This is a genomic window from Rhizobacter koreensis, from assembly GCF_013366375.1.
In the GTDB taxonomy this organism is placed as follows: domain Bacteria; phylum Pseudomonadota; class Gammaproteobacteria; order Burkholderiales; family Burkholderiaceae_C; genus Schlegelella_A; species Schlegelella_A koreensis.
This window is the reverse complement of record NZ_JABWMJ010000006.1, coordinates 326,795-343,346: the sequence shown is the minus strand read 5'-3', so window position 1 is coordinate 343,346 and position 16,552 is coordinate 326,795. Positions and strand designations below refer to the sequence as shown.

21 protein-coding genes are annotated in these 16,552 nt (G+C 70.7%); 17 read left to right on the top strand and 4 right to left on the bottom strand.

Features of this window, described 5'->3' with window-relative positions; genetic code table 11:
* Nucleotides 1-94: 94 nt before the first annotated feature.
* Nucleotides 95-1,585: a cryptochrome/photolyase family protein gene (locus HQN59_RS14905; RefSeq protein WP_176069891.1), complete on the bottom strand. Its 1,491-nt coding sequence runs from the start codon at nt 1,583-1,585 to the stop codon at nt 95-97.
* A 114-nt stretch (nt 1,586-1,699) separates the two neighbouring features.
* Here HQN59_RS14905 and HQN59_RS14900 point away from each other — a divergent pair, with 114 nt between their 5' ends.
* The 6 genes from HQN59_RS14900 (at nt 1,700) to HQN59_RS14875 (ending at nt 6,330) form a co-directional block, all read left to right on the top strand.
* Nucleotides 1,700-2,287: a YqgE/AlgH family protein gene (locus tag HQN59_RS14900; RefSeq protein WP_176069890.1), complete on the top strand. Its 588-nt coding sequence runs from the start codon at nt 1,700-1,702 to the stop codon at nt 2,285-2,287.
* 127 nt (nt 2,288-2,414) lie between these two features.
* Nucleotides 2,415-2,801, top strand: coding sequence for a Holliday junction resolvase RuvX (gene ruvX / locus HQN59_RS14895; protein WP_176069889.1), 387 nt, complete (start codon nt 2,415-2,417; stop codon nt 2,799-2,801).
* A 6-nt stretch (nt 2,802-2,807) separates the two neighbouring features.
* Nucleotides 2,808-3,302, top strand: coding sequence for a bifunctional pyr operon transcriptional regulator/uracil phosphoribosyltransferase PyrR (gene pyrR, locus HQN59_RS14890; RefSeq protein ID WP_176069888.1), 495 nt, complete (start codon nt 2,808-2,810; stop codon nt 3,300-3,302).
* Nucleotides 3,303-3,310: 8 nt separating this feature from the next.
* Nucleotides 3,311-4,273 carry an aspartate carbamoyltransferase catalytic subunit gene (locus HQN59_RS14885; protein ID WP_176069887.1) on the top strand — a complete coding sequence of 321 codons (963 nt, stop codon included), beginning with the start codon at nt 3,311-3,313 and terminating at the stop codon, nt 4,271-4,273.
* On the top strand, nt 4,270-5,562 hold the full coding sequence (locus tag HQN59_RS14880) for a dihydroorotase (protein WP_176069886.1): 1,293 nt from the start codon (nt 4,270-4,272) through the stop codon (nt 5,560-5,562). The genes HQN59_RS14885 and HQN59_RS14880 overlap by 4 nt, the downstream gene beginning before the upstream one ends.
* A gap of 24 nt (nt 5,563-5,586) precedes the next feature.
* A complete protein-coding gene (locus tag HQN59_RS14875; RefSeq protein ID WP_176069885.1) occupies nt 5,587-6,330 on the top strand; it encodes a lysophospholipid acyltransferase family protein in 744 nt (247 codons plus the stop codon).
* Between the two features lie 123 nt (nt 6,331-6,453).
* Here HQN59_RS14875 and gpmA read toward each other — a convergent pair whose 3' ends face one another.
* Nucleotides 6,454-7,194 carry a 2,3-diphosphoglycerate-dependent phosphoglycerate mutase gene (gene gpmA / locus HQN59_RS14870; protein WP_176069884.1) on the bottom strand — a complete coding sequence of 247 codons (741 nt, stop codon included), beginning with the start codon at nt 7,192-7,194 and terminating at the stop codon, nt 6,454-6,456.
* A 113-nt stretch (nt 7,195-7,307) separates the two neighbouring features.
* Between gpmA and HQN59_RS14865 the strand changes: the two genes are divergently transcribed.
* From HQN59_RS14865 to HQN59_RS14850, 4 genes are all read left to right on the top strand, one after another.
* Nucleotides 7,308-7,718, top strand: a complete 411-nt coding sequence (locus HQN59_RS14865; protein ID WP_176069883.1) for a rhodanese-like domain-containing protein — start codon at nt 7,308-7,310, stop codon at nt 7,716-7,718.
* 13 nt (nt 7,719-7,731) lie between these two features.
* Complete coding sequence (gene grxC, locus HQN59_RS14860) at nt 7,732-7,995, top strand: glutaredoxin 3 (protein ID WP_176069882.1); 264 nt, start codon at nt 7,732-7,734, stop codon at nt 7,993-7,995.
* Nucleotides 7,996-8,100: 105 nt separating this feature from the next.
* On the top strand, nt 8,101-8,595 hold the full coding sequence (gene secB, locus HQN59_RS14855; RefSeq protein WP_176069881.1) for a protein-export chaperone SecB: 495 nt from the start codon (nt 8,101-8,103) through the stop codon (nt 8,593-8,595).
* Nucleotides 8,595-9,578: an NAD(P)H-dependent glycerol-3-phosphate dehydrogenase gene (locus HQN59_RS14850; RefSeq protein ID WP_176069880.1), complete on the top strand. Its 984-nt coding sequence runs from the start codon at nt 8,595-8,597 to the stop codon at nt 9,576-9,578. The genes secB and HQN59_RS14850 overlap by 1 nt, the downstream gene beginning before the upstream one ends.
* 121 nt (nt 9,579-9,699) lie before the next feature.
* Here the strand turns inward: HQN59_RS14850 and trmL are convergent, their stop codons facing one another.
* Both trmL and HQN59_RS26830 read right to left on the bottom strand, forming a co-directional pair.
* Entirely contained in the window at nt 9,700-10,170 is a 471-nt protein-coding gene (trmL, locus tag HQN59_RS14845) for a tRNA (uridine(34)/cytosine(34)/5-carboxymethylaminomethyluridine(34)-2'-O)-methyltransferase TrmL (protein WP_176069879.1), read from the bottom strand.
* A 17-nt stretch (nt 10,171-10,187) separates the two neighbouring features.
* Nucleotides 10,188-10,943 (bottom strand): phosphoribosyltransferase family protein, encoded by a 756-nt coding sequence (locus HQN59_RS26830; protein ID WP_176069878.1) that lies wholly within the window; start codon nt 10,941-10,943, stop codon nt 10,188-10,190.
* Nucleotides 10,944-10,988: 45 nt separating this feature from the next.
* On the opposite strand from HQN59_RS26830, the gene HQN59_RS14835 reads away from it, so the two are divergent.
* From HQN59_RS14835 to HQN59_RS14810, 7 genes are all read left to right on the top strand, one after another.
* Nucleotides 10,989-11,939: a class I SAM-dependent methyltransferase gene (locus HQN59_RS14835; protein WP_246294919.1), complete on the top strand. Its 951-nt coding sequence runs from the start codon at nt 10,989-10,991 to the stop codon at nt 11,937-11,939.
* A gap of 101 nt (nt 11,940-12,040) precedes the next feature.
* Entirely contained in the window at nt 12,041-12,589 is a 549-nt protein-coding gene (locus HQN59_RS14830) for a DUF2244 domain-containing protein (protein ID WP_176069877.1), read from the top strand.
* 48 nt (nt 12,590-12,637) lie between these two features.
* Nucleotides 12,638-13,813 (top strand): cytochrome c oxidase subunit II, encoded by a 1,176-nt coding sequence (gene coxB / locus HQN59_RS14825; protein WP_176069876.1) that lies wholly within the window; start codon nt 12,638-12,640, stop codon nt 13,811-13,813.
* A 27-nt stretch (nt 13,814-13,840) separates the two neighbouring features.
* Entirely contained in the window at nt 13,841-15,496 is a 1,656-nt protein-coding gene (gene ctaD, locus HQN59_RS14820) for a cytochrome c oxidase subunit I (RefSeq protein WP_176069875.1), read from the top strand.
* A complete protein-coding gene (locus HQN59_RS25815; RefSeq protein WP_342451213.1) occupies nt 15,493-15,606 on the top strand; it encodes a cytochrome oxidase small assembly protein in 114 nt (37 codons plus the stop codon). The genes ctaD and HQN59_RS25815 overlap by 4 nt, the downstream gene beginning before the upstream one ends.
* 21 nt (nt 15,607-15,627) lie before the next feature.
* Nucleotides 15,628-16,260, top strand: a complete 633-nt coding sequence (locus HQN59_RS14815) for a cytochrome c oxidase assembly protein (RefSeq protein WP_176069874.1) — start codon at nt 15,628-15,630, stop codon at nt 16,258-16,260.
* Nucleotides 16,257-16,529 (top strand): DUF2970 domain-containing protein, encoded by a 273-nt coding sequence (locus HQN59_RS14810; RefSeq protein WP_342451212.1) that lies wholly within the window; start codon nt 16,257-16,259, stop codon nt 16,527-16,529. The genes HQN59_RS14815 and HQN59_RS14810 overlap by 4 nt, the downstream gene beginning before the upstream one ends.
* The last annotated feature ends 23 nt before the right edge of the window (nt 16,530-16,552 follow it).

The window sequence follows — 16,552 nt, the reverse complement described above, 5'->3', positions numbered from 1 at the left end:
AAGGGCGCGCGTCCGGACCGCCTCGATCTTCCAGTCCGTCGATGGTTCGGTCGACGCTTACGCCCCGGGCCCTCGTCCCGCACGCCGGCTCGGATCAGCGCTTTTCCCTCACCACCGCGTAGCGCGCCAGCGTCTTCGCGCGCGCCTCCTCGTGATCGACCACGGGCTGCGGGTAGTCGCGGCCGAGTTCGAGGCGCGCCGCCTCGAGGTCGATCGGGCGCGCCAGCCAGGGCGCGTGGATCAGGTCGTCGGCGAGCCCGGCGAGCTCGGGCACGTACCGCCGGATGAACTTGCCTTCGGGGTCGAACTTCCGGCTCTGGGTGACCGGGTTGAAGATGCGGAACCACGGCTGCGCGTCGCAGCCGCTCGACGCCGCCCACTGCCAGCCGCCGTTGTTGGAGCCGAGCTCATGGTCGATCAGCTTGTCGGCGAAGTAGCGTTCGCCGGCGCGCCAGTCGATGCCGAGGTCCTTGATCATGAAGCTCGCGGTCACCATGCGCAGCCGGTTGTGCATGTAGCCGGTCTGGTTGAGCTGGCGCATGCCGGCATCGACGAGCGGGTAGCCGGTGCGGCCCTCGCACCAGGCGGCGAACAGCTCGTCGGCGTGCTTGCCGTGGGCCCAGCGGATGCGGTCGTAGGCAGGCTTGAAGCTCGCGCCGACGACGTGCGGGTGGTGGTGCAGCACCTGCTGGTAGAAGTCGCGCCAGATCAGCTCCGAGAGCCATACCTCGGCGCCGCGCGCCTTGGCGGGCGGCGCTGCCTCGATGCGGTCGAGCGCCATGCGCGCCGCCTCGCGGATCGAGAGCGTGCCGAAGCGCAGGTGCACCGAGAGGTAGCTCGGCCCCTTGATGGCGGGGAAGTTGCGCGCCACGTCGTAGTCGTCGATGCGGGTGCGGAAGTCGTCGAGCAGTGAATGCGCGGTCGCGCTCCGACCGTCGACGTGCCAGGCGTGCAGGTCGGTGGTCTCGAAGCCGATCGCGGCGAGCGGCGGCAGGAACCACGCCGCCTCGGGCGGTACCGGCGCGAGCGCGCCGGCATGGCGCGCGACCGGATACGCCGTCACGTAGAACGGCTCGAGCTTGTCGAGCCACGCGGTCTTGTACGGCGTGAACACGCTGTAGGGGCTGCCGCTCAGCGTGAGCACCTCGCTGCGCTCGAAGATCACGTGGTCCTTCGACGTGTGCAGGGCGATGCCCGCGCCGGCGAGCATGCCGCGCACCGCGGCGTCACGCTCGAGCGCGAACGGGTCGTCGTCGTGGTTGGTGTAGACCGCCTGCACGTGCAGTGCCTCGGCGATCCGCACGATCTCGTCGCGGCCGCGCCCGTGGCCGACGATCAGGCGCACGCCGTCGCTGCCGTTGTCGCGGCCGAGCCTCGCGAGCGCCTGGTCGAGCGCCGCGCAGGCGTCGTGGATGAACTCGACGCGGCGGTCGGCCCGCGGCAGGGGGTCGAGGATCTCCGTGTCGAAGACGAACGCGCACCAGACCTTGCGGGCCGCCTTGAGCGCGTGGAAGAGGGCTGCCTGGTCGTCGGCACGCAGGTCGCGGCGGAACCACACGAGTGCCGCGTCGAGCGGTTTGTCCATCCGGAAAGCGCCCTTTCAACGGCGAGGTGAGCGGCTGGCAGGGCAGCAAGCGGCAGACCCGCCCGCGATGCCCGAGCGCCGCGTCGGCTCGGCGGCGGACTATAAAATGCCCCGATGGCCCGCTCGTCGATCAACCTGACCAATCAGTTCCTGATCGCGATGCCCGGCATGGGCGACGGTACCTTCGCCGGCAGCGTGATCTACCTGTGCGAGCACACCGACAAGGGCGCGCTCGGGCTGGTGATCAACAAGCCGATCGACATCACGCTGAAGAACCTGTTCGAGAAGGTCGAGCTCTCGCTCGACCGCGAGGATCTCGCCGACGAGCCGGTCTACTTCGGCGGCCCCGTGCAGACCGAACGCGGCTTCGTCCTGCACGAGCCGCTCGATGCATCGGGCGATGGCTCGACGCGCTACAACTCGTCGCTGCGCATCGAGGGTGGCCTCGAGATGACGACCAGCAAGGACGTGCTGGAGGCACTCGCGAACGGCGCCGGCCCGAAGAAGGTGCTGGTCACGCTCGGCTACAGCGGCTGGGGCGCCGGCCAGCTCGAGGAAGAGATCAGCCGTAACGGCTGGATCAACGTCGGCGCCGATCGCGGGATCATCTTCGACACGCCGGTCGACCAGCGCTACGACAAGGCGCTCTCGCTGCTCGGCATCGATCCGCGCATGCTCAGCCCCGAGGCGGGGCACGCGTGAGCGAGGCGACAGCGGCTCCTGCTGTTCGCGCCGGCGCGCTGCCGCGCCTTATCGGTGGTGTCGTTCCGCTCGTCCTGCGCGCTGCGGCGCGCCGTCTCGCGTGAGCGCCCGCCCGGCGAGCGAGCCGATGAGCGAGCGCTCCTTTCTCGCGTTCGACTTCGGCACTCGCACCGTCGGCGTGGCGAGCGGCAACACGCTCACCGGCACCGCGACGCCGCTGACCAGCCTTGCGCTGCAGGGCGACGCGCGCTGGGGCGCGATCACCCGGCTGCTTGCCGAGTGGCGCCCCGACGCCATCGTCGTCGGCGTGCCGTTCCATCCCGACGGCGCGGCGCACGTCAACACGCGGCGCGCGCGCCGCTTCGCCGCCGACCTGGCGAGCCGCTACGGCCTGCCGGTGCACGAGGTCGACGAGCGCTACACCACCACCGCGGCACGCGAGCGCGGGGCGACGGACCTCGACGCGGCGGCCGCCGCGATCATCCTCGAGCAGTTCCTCGCGAACGGCTCATGAGGCCGCATGAACGCCGCCGCCCTCGACCCCGAAGCGCTCTACGCCGACCTTCTCGCGCGCGTGCGGCCGCTGGTCGCACCCGAGACCGCGCTGGTCGGCGTGTGGTCGGGCGGTGCCTGGATCGCCGAACGCCTGCAGCGCGATCTCGGCCTCGCCGGCGATGCCGGCGTCGTGTCGAGCGCGCTGCACCGCGACGACTTCTCGTCGCGGGGGCTCAGTGCCGGCGTCGAGCCGACGCGCCTGCCGTTCGACGTCGAGGGCCGCCGCATCCTGCTGATCGACGACGTCCTCTACACCGGCCGCACCATCCGCGCAGCCATCAACGAGCTCTACGACTTCGGCCGGCCGGCCGCGGTGACGCTCGCGGTGCTGGTCGACCGCGGCGGCCGCGAGCTGCCGATCGAGGCGCAGGTCGCCGTCGCGACGGTCGAGCTCGCGCCGGGCGAGCGTCTCTCGCTGGTGCGCGACGCCGCCGGCCGTTTCTCGTTCGAGCTCACCTGACCGCGCGCATGCCGCAAGCCCGCAACCCGCAGCTCAACGCTCACGGCGAGCTGATCCATCTGCTGTCGATCGAGGGCTTGCCGCGCGAGGTGCTGCACCACATTCTCGACACTGCGGGCACCTTTCTCAGCGTCAACGACCGCGAGGTCAAGAAGGTGCCGCTGCTGCGCGGCAAGAGCGTCTTCAACCTGTTCTTCGAGAACTCGACGCGCACCCGCACCACGTTCGAGATCGCCGCCAAGCGGTTGTCGGCCGACGTCATCAACCTCGACATCGCGCGCTCGTCGACCGCCAAGGGCGAGAGCCTGCTCGACACCATCGCCAACCTGTCCGCGATGCACGCCGACATGTTCGTGGTGCGGCACGGCGAGAGCGGCGCGCCGTACCTGATCGCCAAGCACTGCGCGCCGCACGTGCACGTGGTCAACGCCGGCGACGGCCGCCACTCGCACCCGACCCAGGGCCTCCTGGACATGTACACGATCCGCCACTTCAAGAAGGACTTCCACCAGCTCACGGTGGCGGTGGTCGGCGACATCGTGCATTCGCGCGTCGCCCGCTCGGACATCCACGCGCTGACGACGCTCGGCGCGCCCGAGATCCGCGCGGTCGGCCCGAAGACGCTGGTGCCCGGCGACCTGAAGGAGATGGGCGTGCGGGTCTGCCACGACATGGCCGAAGGCATCAGGGACGCCGACGTCATCATCATGCTGCGCCTGCAGAACGAGCGGATGAGCGGCGCGATGCTGCCGAGCGCGAGCGAGTTCGCCAAGACCTACGGCCTCACGCCCGAGAAGCTCGCACTCGCCAAGCCCGATGCCATCGTCATGCACCCCGGCCCAATCAACCGCGGCGTCGAGATCGATTCGGCGGTCGCCGACGGCGGCCAGAGCGTGATCCTGCCGCAGGTCACCTTCGGTATTGCCGTCCGCATGGCGGTGATGTCGATCATCGCGGGCAACGTCGCATGAAGCTCGCCGTCACCGGGGCACGGATCGTCGACCCGGCGAGCGGGCACGACGCGGTCGGCGACCTCGCGATCGACGACGGCCGCGTCGTCGCGCTCGGCACGCTGCCCGACGGCTTCGCCGCCGACCGCACGCTCGACGCGCGCGGCCGCGTGGTCGCGCCGGGCCTGGTCGACCTCGCGGTGCGCCTGCGCGAGCCGGGCCACGAGCACGAGGGCATGCTCGAGTCGGAAATGGCCGCCGCGGTCGCCGGCGGCGTCACCAGCCTGGTCTGCGCGCCCGACACCGACCCGGTGCTCGACGAACCGGGCCTCGTCGAGATGCTCAAGTTCCGCGCGCGCGGCCTCGACCTCGCGCGCCTGCATCCGCTCGGCGCACTGACGCGCGGCCTCAAGGGCGAGGCGCTCACCGAGATGGCCGAGCTCACCGAGGCCGGCTGCGTCGGCTTCTCGCAGGCCGACGCCGCGGTGCGCGACACCAACGTGCTGCTGCGCGCGCTGCAGTACGCCGCGACCTTCGGCTACACGGTGTGGCTGCGCCCGAACGATCCGTGGCTCGGCGGCGGCGTCGCCGCCAAGGGCGCGCTCGCGACGCGGCTCGGCCTCTCGGCGGTGCCGGTGATCGCCGAGACGATCGCGCTGCTGACGATCTTCGAGCTGGTGCGCGACACCGGTGCGCGCGTGCACCTGTGCCGGCTGAGCAGCGCGGCGGGCGTCGACCTGCTGCGGCGCGCCAAGGCCGAGGGGCTGCCGGTGAGCGCGGACGCCAGCATCCACCAGCTGCATCTGATCGATCACGACATCGGCTATTTCGACGCCGCGATGCGGCTGACGCCACCGCTGCGTCAGCAGCGCGATCGCGACGCGATCCGCCGCGCGCTCGCCGACGGCACCATCGATGCGCTGGTCAGCGACCACACGCCCGTCGCCGCCGACGCCAAGAACCTGCCGTTCGCCGAAGCCGAGCCGGGCGCGAGCGGGCTCGAGCTGCTGCTCGGCCTCGCGCTCAAGTGGGGCGACGAAACCGGCGAGCCGCTCGTGCGCACGCTCGCCACCGTGACCAGCCGTGCCGCCGGGGTGCTCGGCCGCAGCGGCCCGGACGCGGCCATCGGCCGGCTCGAGGTCGGCGCGCGCGCGGACCTCTGCGTGTTCGACGCCGGCGAGCGCTGGCGCGTCGACCCGTCGACGTTCGCGAGCCAGGGCCGGCACACACCGTTCGCCGGCCACGAGCTCCCCGGCCGCGTCGCGTTCACGCTGATCGGCGGCCGGATCGCGTTCGAGCGCGCGCGCTGAGCGGCGCGCCGGCGACTGCGTCCGATGAGGCGGCTGCGCGCCGTCTGGCGCCTTGCCCGTGCGATCGCCGAAGCGCTCGGCGGCGCCGTCATCTGTCTCGTGGTGTTCCCGTGGATCGATGCCGCCGCGCGCCGCGCTCACGTCGCGCGCTGGTCGCGCCGTGTGCTCGGCGTGCTGGGCGTGCGACTCGAGGTGAGCGGAACGCCGGCCGCGGGGCCGGTGCTGCTGGTCGCCAACCACGTGTCGTGGCTCGACATCCTCGCGATCGACGCCACCGAACCGGCGCGCTTCGTTGCCAAGGCCGCGCTGCGGCGCTGGCCGATGCTCGGACGCATGGCCGCCGCGGGGGGCACGCTCTTCATCGAGCGCGAGAAGAAGCGCGACGCGCTGCGCGTGGTGCACCAGGTCGCCGCCGCACTCGGCCACGGCGACCGCGTTGCGGTGTTCGCCGAAGGCACCACCAGCGACGGTCGCCAGCTGCTGCCGTTCCACGCCAATCTGCTGCAGTCGGCAGTGGCGAGCGGCGTCGCGCTGCAGCCGGTCGCGCTGCGCTACGCCGATGCAGCCGGTGCGTTCAGCGCTGCCGCGCCCTATGTCGACGACATGACGCTGGTCGAGTCGGCGTGGCGCATCGCCGCGGCCGAGGGCCTGATCGCGTCCGTGACCTACCTGCCGCCTTTGCCGACGCGCGGCGCCGATCGGCGCTTGCTCGCGGCGGCGTCGCGCGAGGCGATCGCCGACGCGCTCGGTTTGGCACCGGGCGACTGAGCCGGCACCGGGCGCATCCCGGCTGGCGCTGCTGGCGGCACGGCTCGTTGCGAACGCTCCGGATGCGCGAACGCCCGCGACAGCGGGCGTTCGGATCGTGTCGCGCCGCCGAGGCGCGGCGCCTCAGCGCGCCGGCTGAGCCGCGGCGCCCCCCCGAGCCGCAGCGACGGCGGCTTCGTCGAGGTAGTAGCTGCGGATCGGTTGCAGCTCGGCGTCGAGCTCGTAGACGAGCGGGATGCCGTTCGGGATGTTGAGGCCGACGATGTCGCTGTCGGACACCTTGTCGAGGTACTTCACGAGCGCGCGGATGCTGTTGCCGTGGGCGGCGATCAGCAGGCGCCTGCCGCTGCTGATAGCCGGCGCGATCTCGGCGTCCCAGTACGGCAGCACGCGCTCGACGGTGTCCTTCAGGCATTCGGTGAGCGGGATCTGCTCGGGCGAGAGGCGCGCGTAGCGGATGTCGCCGCGCTCGCTGCGCGCGTCGCCCGGCTCCAGCGCCGGCGGCGGCGTGTCGTAGCTGCGCCGCCACGCCAGCACCTGGGCATCGCCGTACTCGCGCGCCGTCTCGGCCTTGTTCAGGCCCTGCAGCGCGCCATAGTGGCGCTCGTTGAGGTGCCAGTCGGCGGTGACCGGCAGCCAGGTGCGGTCCATGCCGTCGAGCGCGTGCCAGAGCGTCCAGATCGCGCGCTTGAGGACCGACGTGTACGCGGCGTCGAAGTCGAAGCCGGCGGCCTTGAGCCACTGCCCAGCGGCGCGCGCCTGCTCGACGCCGGTCGGCGTCAGGTCGACGTCGGTCCAGCCGGTGAACCGGTTCTCGAGGTTCCAGGTCGATTCGCCGTGGCGCAGCAGGACGAGCTTGTGCATGTGAAGAGGGGAAAGGGAGGAAGGAGGCCCTGCGGACGGCAATGCCCGGCCGGGCAGCGCGACGGGAGCGGAATTCTATAATCGCGGGCTTCGCGCTTCCTCGACTGCCGCCCGTGAGCTTCTTCCTCGAGAACTGGTATCTCTTCGCCGTGGCGCTGGTCTCGGGCGGGCTCCTGATCTGGCCCATGCTGACGCAGGGCGCCGGCGGTGCCGCGGTGAGCGCGGCCGACGCGGTGCAGCTCATCAACCGCGAGCGCGCCGTGCTGATCGACATCAGCGAGCCGGCCGACTACGCGGCGGCGCACCCGGTCGGCGCCAGGAGCGTTCCGCTCTCGACGCTCGAGACGTCGCGCGATCTGCCCAAGAACAAGGCGCTGCCGGTGGTGGTGGTGTGCCGTACCGGCACGCGCGCACCCGGGGCGGTGGCGGTGCTCAAGAAGCTCGGTTTCGAGAACGCCCGCGCGCTCGCCGGTGGCCTTGCGGCCTGGCGCGCCGCCAACCTGCCCGTCGAGAAGACGGCCTGACGGAGATCGCCGTATGCAACCGGTCAAGATGTTCAGCACGGGCAGCTGCCCCTACTGCATTCGCGCGAAGGCGCTGCTGCGCGAGCGTGGCGTCGAGTCGATCGACGACATCCGGATCGACCAGCACCCGGAGCAGCGCGCGACCATGGTCCAGCTGACGCGCCGCTACACGGTGCCGCAGATCTTCATCGGGGACACCCACGTCGGCGGCTGCGACGATCTGGTCGCGCTCGACCGCCGCGGCGAGCTCGTTCCGCTGCTCGCCGGCACGCGATAATCCCGCGCCGGGCGAGCCCGCCCGGCTCCGCACTCCCCTCACGGACGACCCTCCGCGTGCATCGCGCAGCCGGGGCCTGCCCGTCCCACCTGCATCGAGACCCCCATGGCTGACGACACCCAGAACAACCCCACTTTCCAGATCCAGCGCATCTACCTGAAGGATCTGTCGCTCGAGCAGCCGAACTCGCCGCAGGTGCTGCTCGAGCAGGGCCAGCCGCAGGTCGAGATCAACCTCGCGCTCGGCGCGCAGGGCGTCGGCGAGGGCATGTACGAGGTCACGGTGACCGCGACCGTCACGACCAAGGTCAACGACAAGGTGCTGTTCCTGGTCGAGGCCAAGCAGGGCGGCATCTTCGAGATCCGCAACATTCCCGACGACCAGCTGCAGCCGATCATCGGCATCGCCTGCCCGGGCATCATCTATCCGTACCTGCGCGCGATCGTCTCCGACATCTGCACGCGCGCCGGCTTCCCGCCGGTGGTGCTGTCGGAGGTCAACTTCCAGGCCATGTACGAAGCCCAGCTCGCCCAGCAGCAACAGCAGGGTGCCGCGAGCGGGATCATCATGACCAACGGGTCGGGCGCCGCGAACGCCTGATGAACGTCGCGGTCCTCGGCGCAGGCGCCTGGGGCACCGCACTCGCGTCCCACGCAGCCGCGCGCCAGCCGACCCGGCTGTGGGCGCGCGACCCGCAGCAGGCGGCGCAGATGCGCGCGCTGGGCCGCAACCCGCGCTACCTTGCCGAGGTGGCGCTGCCGTCGGCACTCGAGGTCGGCTCCGACCTCGACGCCGCGCTCGCCCATGCGGCGGACGGCCTCGTCGTCGTCGCGACACCGATGGCGGCGCTCGCCGAGATGCTGCAACGCATCGGCAACCGCGCCGCCCGGCTCGTCTGGCTGAGCAAGGGTTTCGGGCAGCCCGGCGGGCGCCTGGGCCATGAAGTCGCGCGCGATCTCGGCTACACGCGTCCGTTCGGCGTGCTCTCCGGCCCGAGCTTCGCGCTCGAGGTCGCACGCGGCCAGCCGACCGCGCTGGTCGCGGCGAGCAGCGACCCCGCGCTGGCGTCCGCGGTCGTCGACGCGCTGCACGGCGCGGCGCTGCGCATCTACACCTCGAGCGATCCGGTCGGCGTCGAAGTCGGCGGCGCGGTCAAGAACGTGCTCGCGATCGCGACCGGCATCGCCGACGGCATGCAGCTCGGCCTGAACGCTCGCGCCGCACTCGTCACCCGGGGCCTGGCCGAAATGACGCGGCTCGGCGTCGCCCTCGGCGCCCGGCCGGCGACCTTCATGGGCCTCTCGGGGCTCGGCGATCTGGTCCTCACCGCGACCGGCGACCTCTCGCGCAATCGTCAGGTCGGGATCGCCCTTGCCGGCGGTCGACGCCTTTCGGAAATCCTCGCCGACCTCGGTCACGTCGCCGAGGGCGTCAGCAGTGCGCCGATGGTGCTGCGCCGTGCGCGCGACCTCGGCGTCGAGATGCCGATCACCGAAGCGGTGGTGCGGGTGCTCGACGGCGCGGTGAATCCGGCCGACGCGCTCGACGAGCTGATGCAGCGCGAGGTGCGCGCGGAGGGTTGAGCGTTGCGCGGCGGCCGCGGAGCGCATCGCGCACCCGGACGTCGGCCGATCGGGGTGCGCGTGGCCCGCTCGGCCCGGCGCGTTGCAGGGATCCCGAAGGCGGCAGCGACTCGTCGCCGTGTCAGCTGCCGCCGGCGTAGCCCGCCTGCCGCCACGCCTCGAACACCGCCACCGCCACCGCGTTGCTGAGGTTGAGGCTGCGCTGGCCGGCTCGCATCGGCAGGCGCAGGCGCTGCCCGTCGGCAAGGGCATCGCGGATCGCCGCCGGCAGGCCCGCCGTCTCGGAGCCGAAGACCAGCCAGTCGCCAGGTTGCCATGCCACCGCGTCGAAGCGACGCTCGGCCCGGGTCGTGAACGCGAACAGGCGCGCCGGCTGCGGATTCGCGCTCGCGAGGAACTCGCCCCACGATGCGTGCCGACGCACCTCGGCGTACTCGTGATAGTCGAGCCCGGCGCGCCGCAGCAGGCGGTCGTCCATCGAGAAGCCGAGCGGCTCCACCAGATGCAGCGCGCAGCCGGTGTTGGCGGCGAGTCGGATCACGTTGCCGGTGTTGGGCGGGATCTCCGGATGGACGAGGACGATGTTGAACATGGCAACGGGCGAGGGCTTCAGTCGCCCGGACGCGGCGTGCGCGCGAGCACCGCGACGCGCACGCGCCGGGCGCCGCTGCGCAGCAGCTCGCGTGTCGCTTCGGCCGCGGTCGCTCCGGTCGTCATCACGTCGTCGACGAGGACGACGTCGCGGCCGGCAAGCGCACTGCGCCGCCCGGGGTCGACCGCGAACGCGCCGCGCACGTTGGCGGCGCGCTCGGCGCGCGGCAGGGCGAGCTGGTGGGGGTTGTCGTTGACGCGCAGCAGGGTCGCGGCGTCGGCGCGGCAGCCGGTCGCGCGTGCGATCCGGCGCGCCAGCTCCCAGGCCTGGTTGTAGCCGCGTTCGCGCAGGCGCGCGGCACCGAGCGGCACCGGGATCAGCAGCGTCGCCGCATCGATCTCGCGCTCCAGGCTCCGCTGCATGAGGCGCGCGAACGCCGGCGCGAGCTCGAGCGCGTCATGGAACTTGAAGCGCGCGATCAGGCGGTCCCAGGGCGCGCCGTACGCGAAGGCGGCCCAAGTGCGCTCGAACGGCGGCGGGTCGACCGCACAAGCGGCGCAGGGCGGCTCGGGGGCGTTGTCTGCCGGCGCCGAACCGTTGCCGCCGACGCGGTCGAGCGCGCAGCGCGGGCAGGCGTGCCGTGCGGGCGCGAACCGCGCCTCGCAGGCGTCGCAGACGCGCTCGTCGGCCCAGTCGCGGCAAACCTCGCAGAGCGTCGGCAGCCGCCAGCGCGAGCCGAAGGGGCGGGCGGCGGCAGCGGACGGGTTCGGCACCGGGTCAATATACTGGCCCGATGCTGCCTTCGACCCGAGCCCGCGATGGCCGAGCCTGACGCGGGCCGGGCTGGCGAGCGTGGCCTCGCGAGCGCGGACCCCGGTGCAGCGCCCGCTCGGCGTGCTCGCATCGATGCCCGTGCGGTCGAAGCCCAGCGGCGTCGCCTCGCGCGCGTCGAGTCGCCGCCCTGGCTCCAGTCCGAGGTCGCGCGCCGCATGGGCGAACGCCTGCAGGTGATCCGCCTCAAGCCCCAGCGCATCGTCGACTGGTGGGGCGGGCTCGGGGCGAGCGCCGAGGTCCTCGCCAGCGCGTATCCGGACGCTCAGCGCGTGGCGGTCGAGCCCACACCCGAGTGGCTCGCGCGGGCCCGTCGCGCACAGGTACGGCCGTGGTGGAAGCCGAACCTGCGTCGCAGCGGCCCGCAAGCGTGCGCCGAGAACGAAGTCGCCGGCCCCGCACAGCTCGTCTGGGCCAATCTGGTGCTGCATGCCGTCGAGGATCCGCCGGCGCTCTTCGCGCGCTGGCATGCGCTGCTCGCGGTCGACGGTTTCGCGATGTTCTCGTGCCTCGGGCCGGCGACGCTGCAGACGCTGCGCGAGCTCTACGCCGAACTCGGCTGGGGAGCGCCGACGCTCGGCTTCATCGACATGCACGATCTCGGCGACATGATGGTCGAGGCGGGCTTCGCGGATCCGGTGCTCGACCAGGAGACGCTGACGATCCGCTGGGCCAGCAGCGAGCGCCTGCTCTCCGACCTGCGCGCGCTCGGCGGCAATGTCGCGCCGGATCGCTTCGCCGGTCTGCGCACGCCGCGCTGGCGTGCGCGCCTCGCCGATGCGCTCGAACAGCGCCGCGACGGCGATGGCGCGATCACGCTCGCATTCGAGGTCGCGTACGGGCACGGCTTCAAGGGCGCACCGCGCCTCGCGGCCGGCGCGCCCACCACCGTGTCGCTCGACGACATGCGGGCAATGGTGCGGGCCGGCCGACGCTGAGCGGGTACGCTAAAATCGCGGGTCTTGTCCGAGGGTCGCTTCGACCCGAGGCCGTGCTGCGCTCGTCGCAGCGTTGCTCCCTCAGGTCCAGTCCAGCGGCGATGTCAGCACTCAGTTCCCACGCTCCCCGCGGCTTCGCGCCGGCGCCGGCGCCGCTGCGGTTCGGGCGCGAGTCGGCATCGGGCGATGGCTCGGTCGAGTGGCTGCTCAAGCGCAACTGCTCGATCGCGCCGCGCCAGCTGCTCATGTTCTATCTGTCGCTGAGCGCGCTGTCGCTCGCGATCGCCACGTTCTTCTGGGTGCGCGGCGCACCCCTCGTGATGCCGTTTGCCGGCATCGAGATCCTGTCGGTCGGCGCGGCGCTCCTCGTCTATGCGCGCCACGCCACCGATCGCGAGCGCGTGCGTCTCGCAACCGACGTGCTCACCGTCGAGTGCACCATCGGCCTGCACACGGTGGCGGTCGAGCTGTCGCCGAACTGGGTGCGCGTCGAGCCGGAGCACGGTGACCGCTCGTGGATCGAGCTGTCGGATCGTGGCCGTCGCATCACGATCGGCCGCTTCATCCGCCCCGAGCACCGTCGCGCCTTCGCCAGCGAGCTGCGCTGGGCGTTGCGGCGCTGGCAATACGAATCACGCGCCGCCTGCTGAGCGCGCACGGCACGCACCGAGATCAATCGAATCACCCGAATGCCCAACATGAAGACGATGACGAAGCTCGCGAAACACCTGGGCCGCCTCGGCCCTGCCGTCGTCGCGAGCCTTGCCGCCATGGCGGCGCAGGCCGCCAACGACCTGCCCGGCGGCCCGGCGAACAATCAGCACGGCTTCCCGACGCCGTTCTCGCGCATCGCGGTCGAGCAGCAATGGCTGCACAACTTCGTCATGTTGATCTGCATCGTGATCTTCATCGGCGTGTTCGGCGTGATGTTCTATTCGATCTTCAAGCACCGCCGGTCGAAGGGAGCGCGCGCCGCCAACTTCCACGAGAGCACGACGGTCGAGGTCATCTGGACGGTGGTGCCGTTCCTCATCGTGATCGGCATGGCGCTGCCCGCGACCAAGACCGTCGTCGAGATGAAGGACACCACCGCGCCCGACCTCACCGTCAAGGCGACCGGCATCCAGTGGAAGTGGGGCTACGACTACCTGAGCGGCGAAGGCGCCGGCATCTCGTTCCTGTCGACGCTCGACCCGACGCACCGCGCAATGTCCGATTCGGGCCGGCCGTCGAACATCGACGACTACCTGTTCCGGGTCGACAACCCGCTGGTGGTGCCGGTCGGCCGCAAGGTCCGCGTCATCACCACGGCCAACGACGTGATCCACGCGTTCGGCGTGCCGTCGCTCGGCGTCAAGCAGGATGCGATCCCCGGCTTCGTGCGCGACACGTGGTTCCGCGCCGAGAAGGAAGGCGACTACTACGGCCAGTGCTACGAGCTCTGCGGCAAGGAGCACGCGTACATGCCGATCCACGTCAAGGTGCTGTCCCAGCAGGCGTACACCGCGTGGGTCGATACCAAGCGCAAGGAGGCCGCGGCCGCGGCCGACGACCCGTCGAAGGTGTGGGACCTCGCCGGGCTGCAGGCGCGCGGCGCGCAGGTCTACGCGGCCAACTGCCAGGTCTGCCACCAGGCCAACGGCAAGGGCGGCGGCGCGATCAAGGCGCTCGACGCGAGCCCGGTGGTCCTCGACGCCGACAAGTCCAAGCAGGTGCTCGTGGTGCTGCACGGCCAGAACAACGGCGCGATGCCGGCCTGGAAGCAGCTGAACGACACCGAGATCGCCGCCGTCGTCACGTACACCAAGAACCACTGGTCGAACGCGACCGGGCAGATCGTGCAGCCGGCGGAAGTCGCCGCGCTCCGCAAGTAAACGAGTACACAGCAAGGAACGCACGCCATGAGCGCAGTCATCGGTCATCCGGGCAGTCACCCTGCGCCGCACGATCACGCACACGACCACGACCACGACCACCACGCCCCGACCGGCTGGCGGCGCTGGGTCTATGCGACGAACCACAAGGACATCGGCACGATGTACCTGTTGTTCTCGTTCACCATGTTCATGCTGGGCGGCGTGCTCGCCCTGGCGATCCGCGCCGAGCTGTTCCAGCCCGGCCTGCAGCTCGTCAACCCGCACCTCTACAACCAGCTTGTCACCATGCACGGGCTCGTGATGGTGTTCGGCGCGATCATGCCGGCGTTCGTCGGCTTCGCGAACTGGATGATCCCGCTGCAGATCGGCGCCGGCGACATGGCGTTCGCGCGGATGAACAACCTGAGCTTCTGGCTGCTGATCCCGGCGGCGCTCATGCTCGCGACGTCGTTCTTCTTCCCGGGCGGTGCCCCGGCGGCAGGCTGGACGATCTATGCGCCGCTGACCCTGCAGATGGGGCCGTCGATGGACTCGGCGATCTTCGCGCTGCACATCATGGGCGCGAGCTCGATCATGGGCTCGATCAACATCATCGTCACGGTGCTGAACATGCGCGCGCCCGGCATGACGCTGATGAAGATGCCGCTCTTCTGCTGGACCTGGCTGATCACCGCCTACCTGCTGATCGCCGTGATGCCGGTGCTCGCGGGTGCGATCACGATGACCCTGACCGACCGCCACTTCGGGACCAGCTTCTTCAACCCGGCCGGCGGTGGCGACCCGATCATGTACCAGCACATCTTCTGGTTCTTCGGGCACCCCGAGGTCTACATCATGATCCTGCCGGCGTTCGGGATCATCAGCGCCGTCATTCCTGCGTTCTCGCGCAAGCGCCTGTTCGGCTACACCTCCATGGTCTACGCCACGGCGTCGATCGCCGTGCTGTCGTTCATCGTGTGGGCGCATCACATGTTCACCACCGGCATGCCGGTGACGGGCCAGCTCTTCTTCATGTACGCGACCATGCTGATCGCGGTGCCGACGGGCGTGAAGGTGTTCAACTGGATCGCCACCATGTGGCGCGGCTCGATGACGTTCGAGACGCCCATGCTGTGGGCCGTCGGCTTCATCTTCGTGTTCACCATGGGCGGCTTCACCGGCCTCATCCTCTCGGTCGCGCCGATCGACATCCAGCTGCAGGACACGTACTACGTCGTCGCCCACTTCCACTACGTGCTGGTCGCCGGCTCGCTGTTCGCGATGTTCTCCGGCTTCTACTACTGGGCACCCAAGTGGACCGGCGTCATGTACTCCGAGACGCGCGGCAAGATCCACTTCTGGACTTCGATCGTCTTCTTTAACGTCGCCTTCTTCCCGCAGCACTTCCTCGGTCTGGCCGGCATGCCGCGCCGCTATGCCGACTACCCGCTGCAGTTCACCGACTTCAACATGCTCTCGACGATCGGTGCCTTCGGCTTCGGTCTGTCGCAGGTGTACTTCCTGGTCGCCGTCATTCTGCCGGCGATGCGCGGCCGCGGCGCTCCGGCTCCGCAGCGCCCGTGGGACGGTGCCGAAGGCCTCGAGTGGGAAGTGCCGTCGCCGGCGCCGTTCCACACCTTCGAAACGCCGCCGCGCCTGAACGCGTCGGCGACCAAGGTCCTGCCGGGAGCCGCCGCGTGAAGACCGACGAGCAGCGCAAGAGCAATCTGCGGCTGGGCCTGATCCTGGCGTCGATCGCGCTCGTGCTGTTCCTCGGCTTCATCGCCAAAGGCGTCTGGCTCGCGTCGTGAGCCGGCCTGCCTCGAACCGCCATGACTCGCCCTGACCCGGCCGCCCGGGCTGACTCGATCCTCCGGTCCGACAACCGGCGCATCTTCACGAAGCTGGTCGTCATCACCGTCCTGATGTTCGGCTTCGGCTATGCGCTGGTGCCGATCTATCGGGCGGTCTGCAATGCGCTCGGGATCAACGTGCTGTCGGTCGCCGAGATCACCAAGTTCGGCAGCCGCCAGCCGGTGAACGGGCAGGTCGACGCCACCCGCACGGTGACGATCGAATTCGACGCGAATGCGCGCGGCCCATGGGAGTTCAAGCCCGCGCAACGCACGCTCGACGTGCATCCGGGCGAACTCGCCACCGTGATCTACGAGTTCCGCAACCCGCAGGACCGCACGATGGTCGCGCAGGCGATCCCGAGCTACGCGCCGCTGCAGGCTGGCTCGCACTTCAACAAGCTCGAGTGCTTCTGCTTTTCGGAGCACACGCTCAAGCCGGGCGAGTCGCGCCAGTGGCCGGTCACCTTCGTCGTCGACAACAAGCTGCCGCGCGACGTGCGCACGATCACGCTGTCGTACACGTTCTTCGAGGTCGGCGGCAAGGTGCCGCCGGCGCCCGACCAGGCGGCACGCACCAACGTCCCGGCGCCGGCGGGAGCACCGTCGTGACCGCCGATCACCCGCACGGGCAGCCGGCCGACACGTCGGCCGATTCGGGCGCCCGCACGCCCACGCCGCGCCGCAAGTCCTTCCTCGGCACCATGGCCACCGTTCCGTGGGCGTTCTTCGGCGTCGGCAAGTCGGCGACCCACAAGGACGAGTCGAACCCGATCAACCCCGTGCACGTCGTCGTGGCCGGGTTGATCGGTGCTGCGCTGTTCGTGCTAGTGCTGGTACTCCTCGTCAACTTCGTGCTGTCGAGCGGAGTCGCCCGCTGACCGCACCGTCCACGTTCCAGATC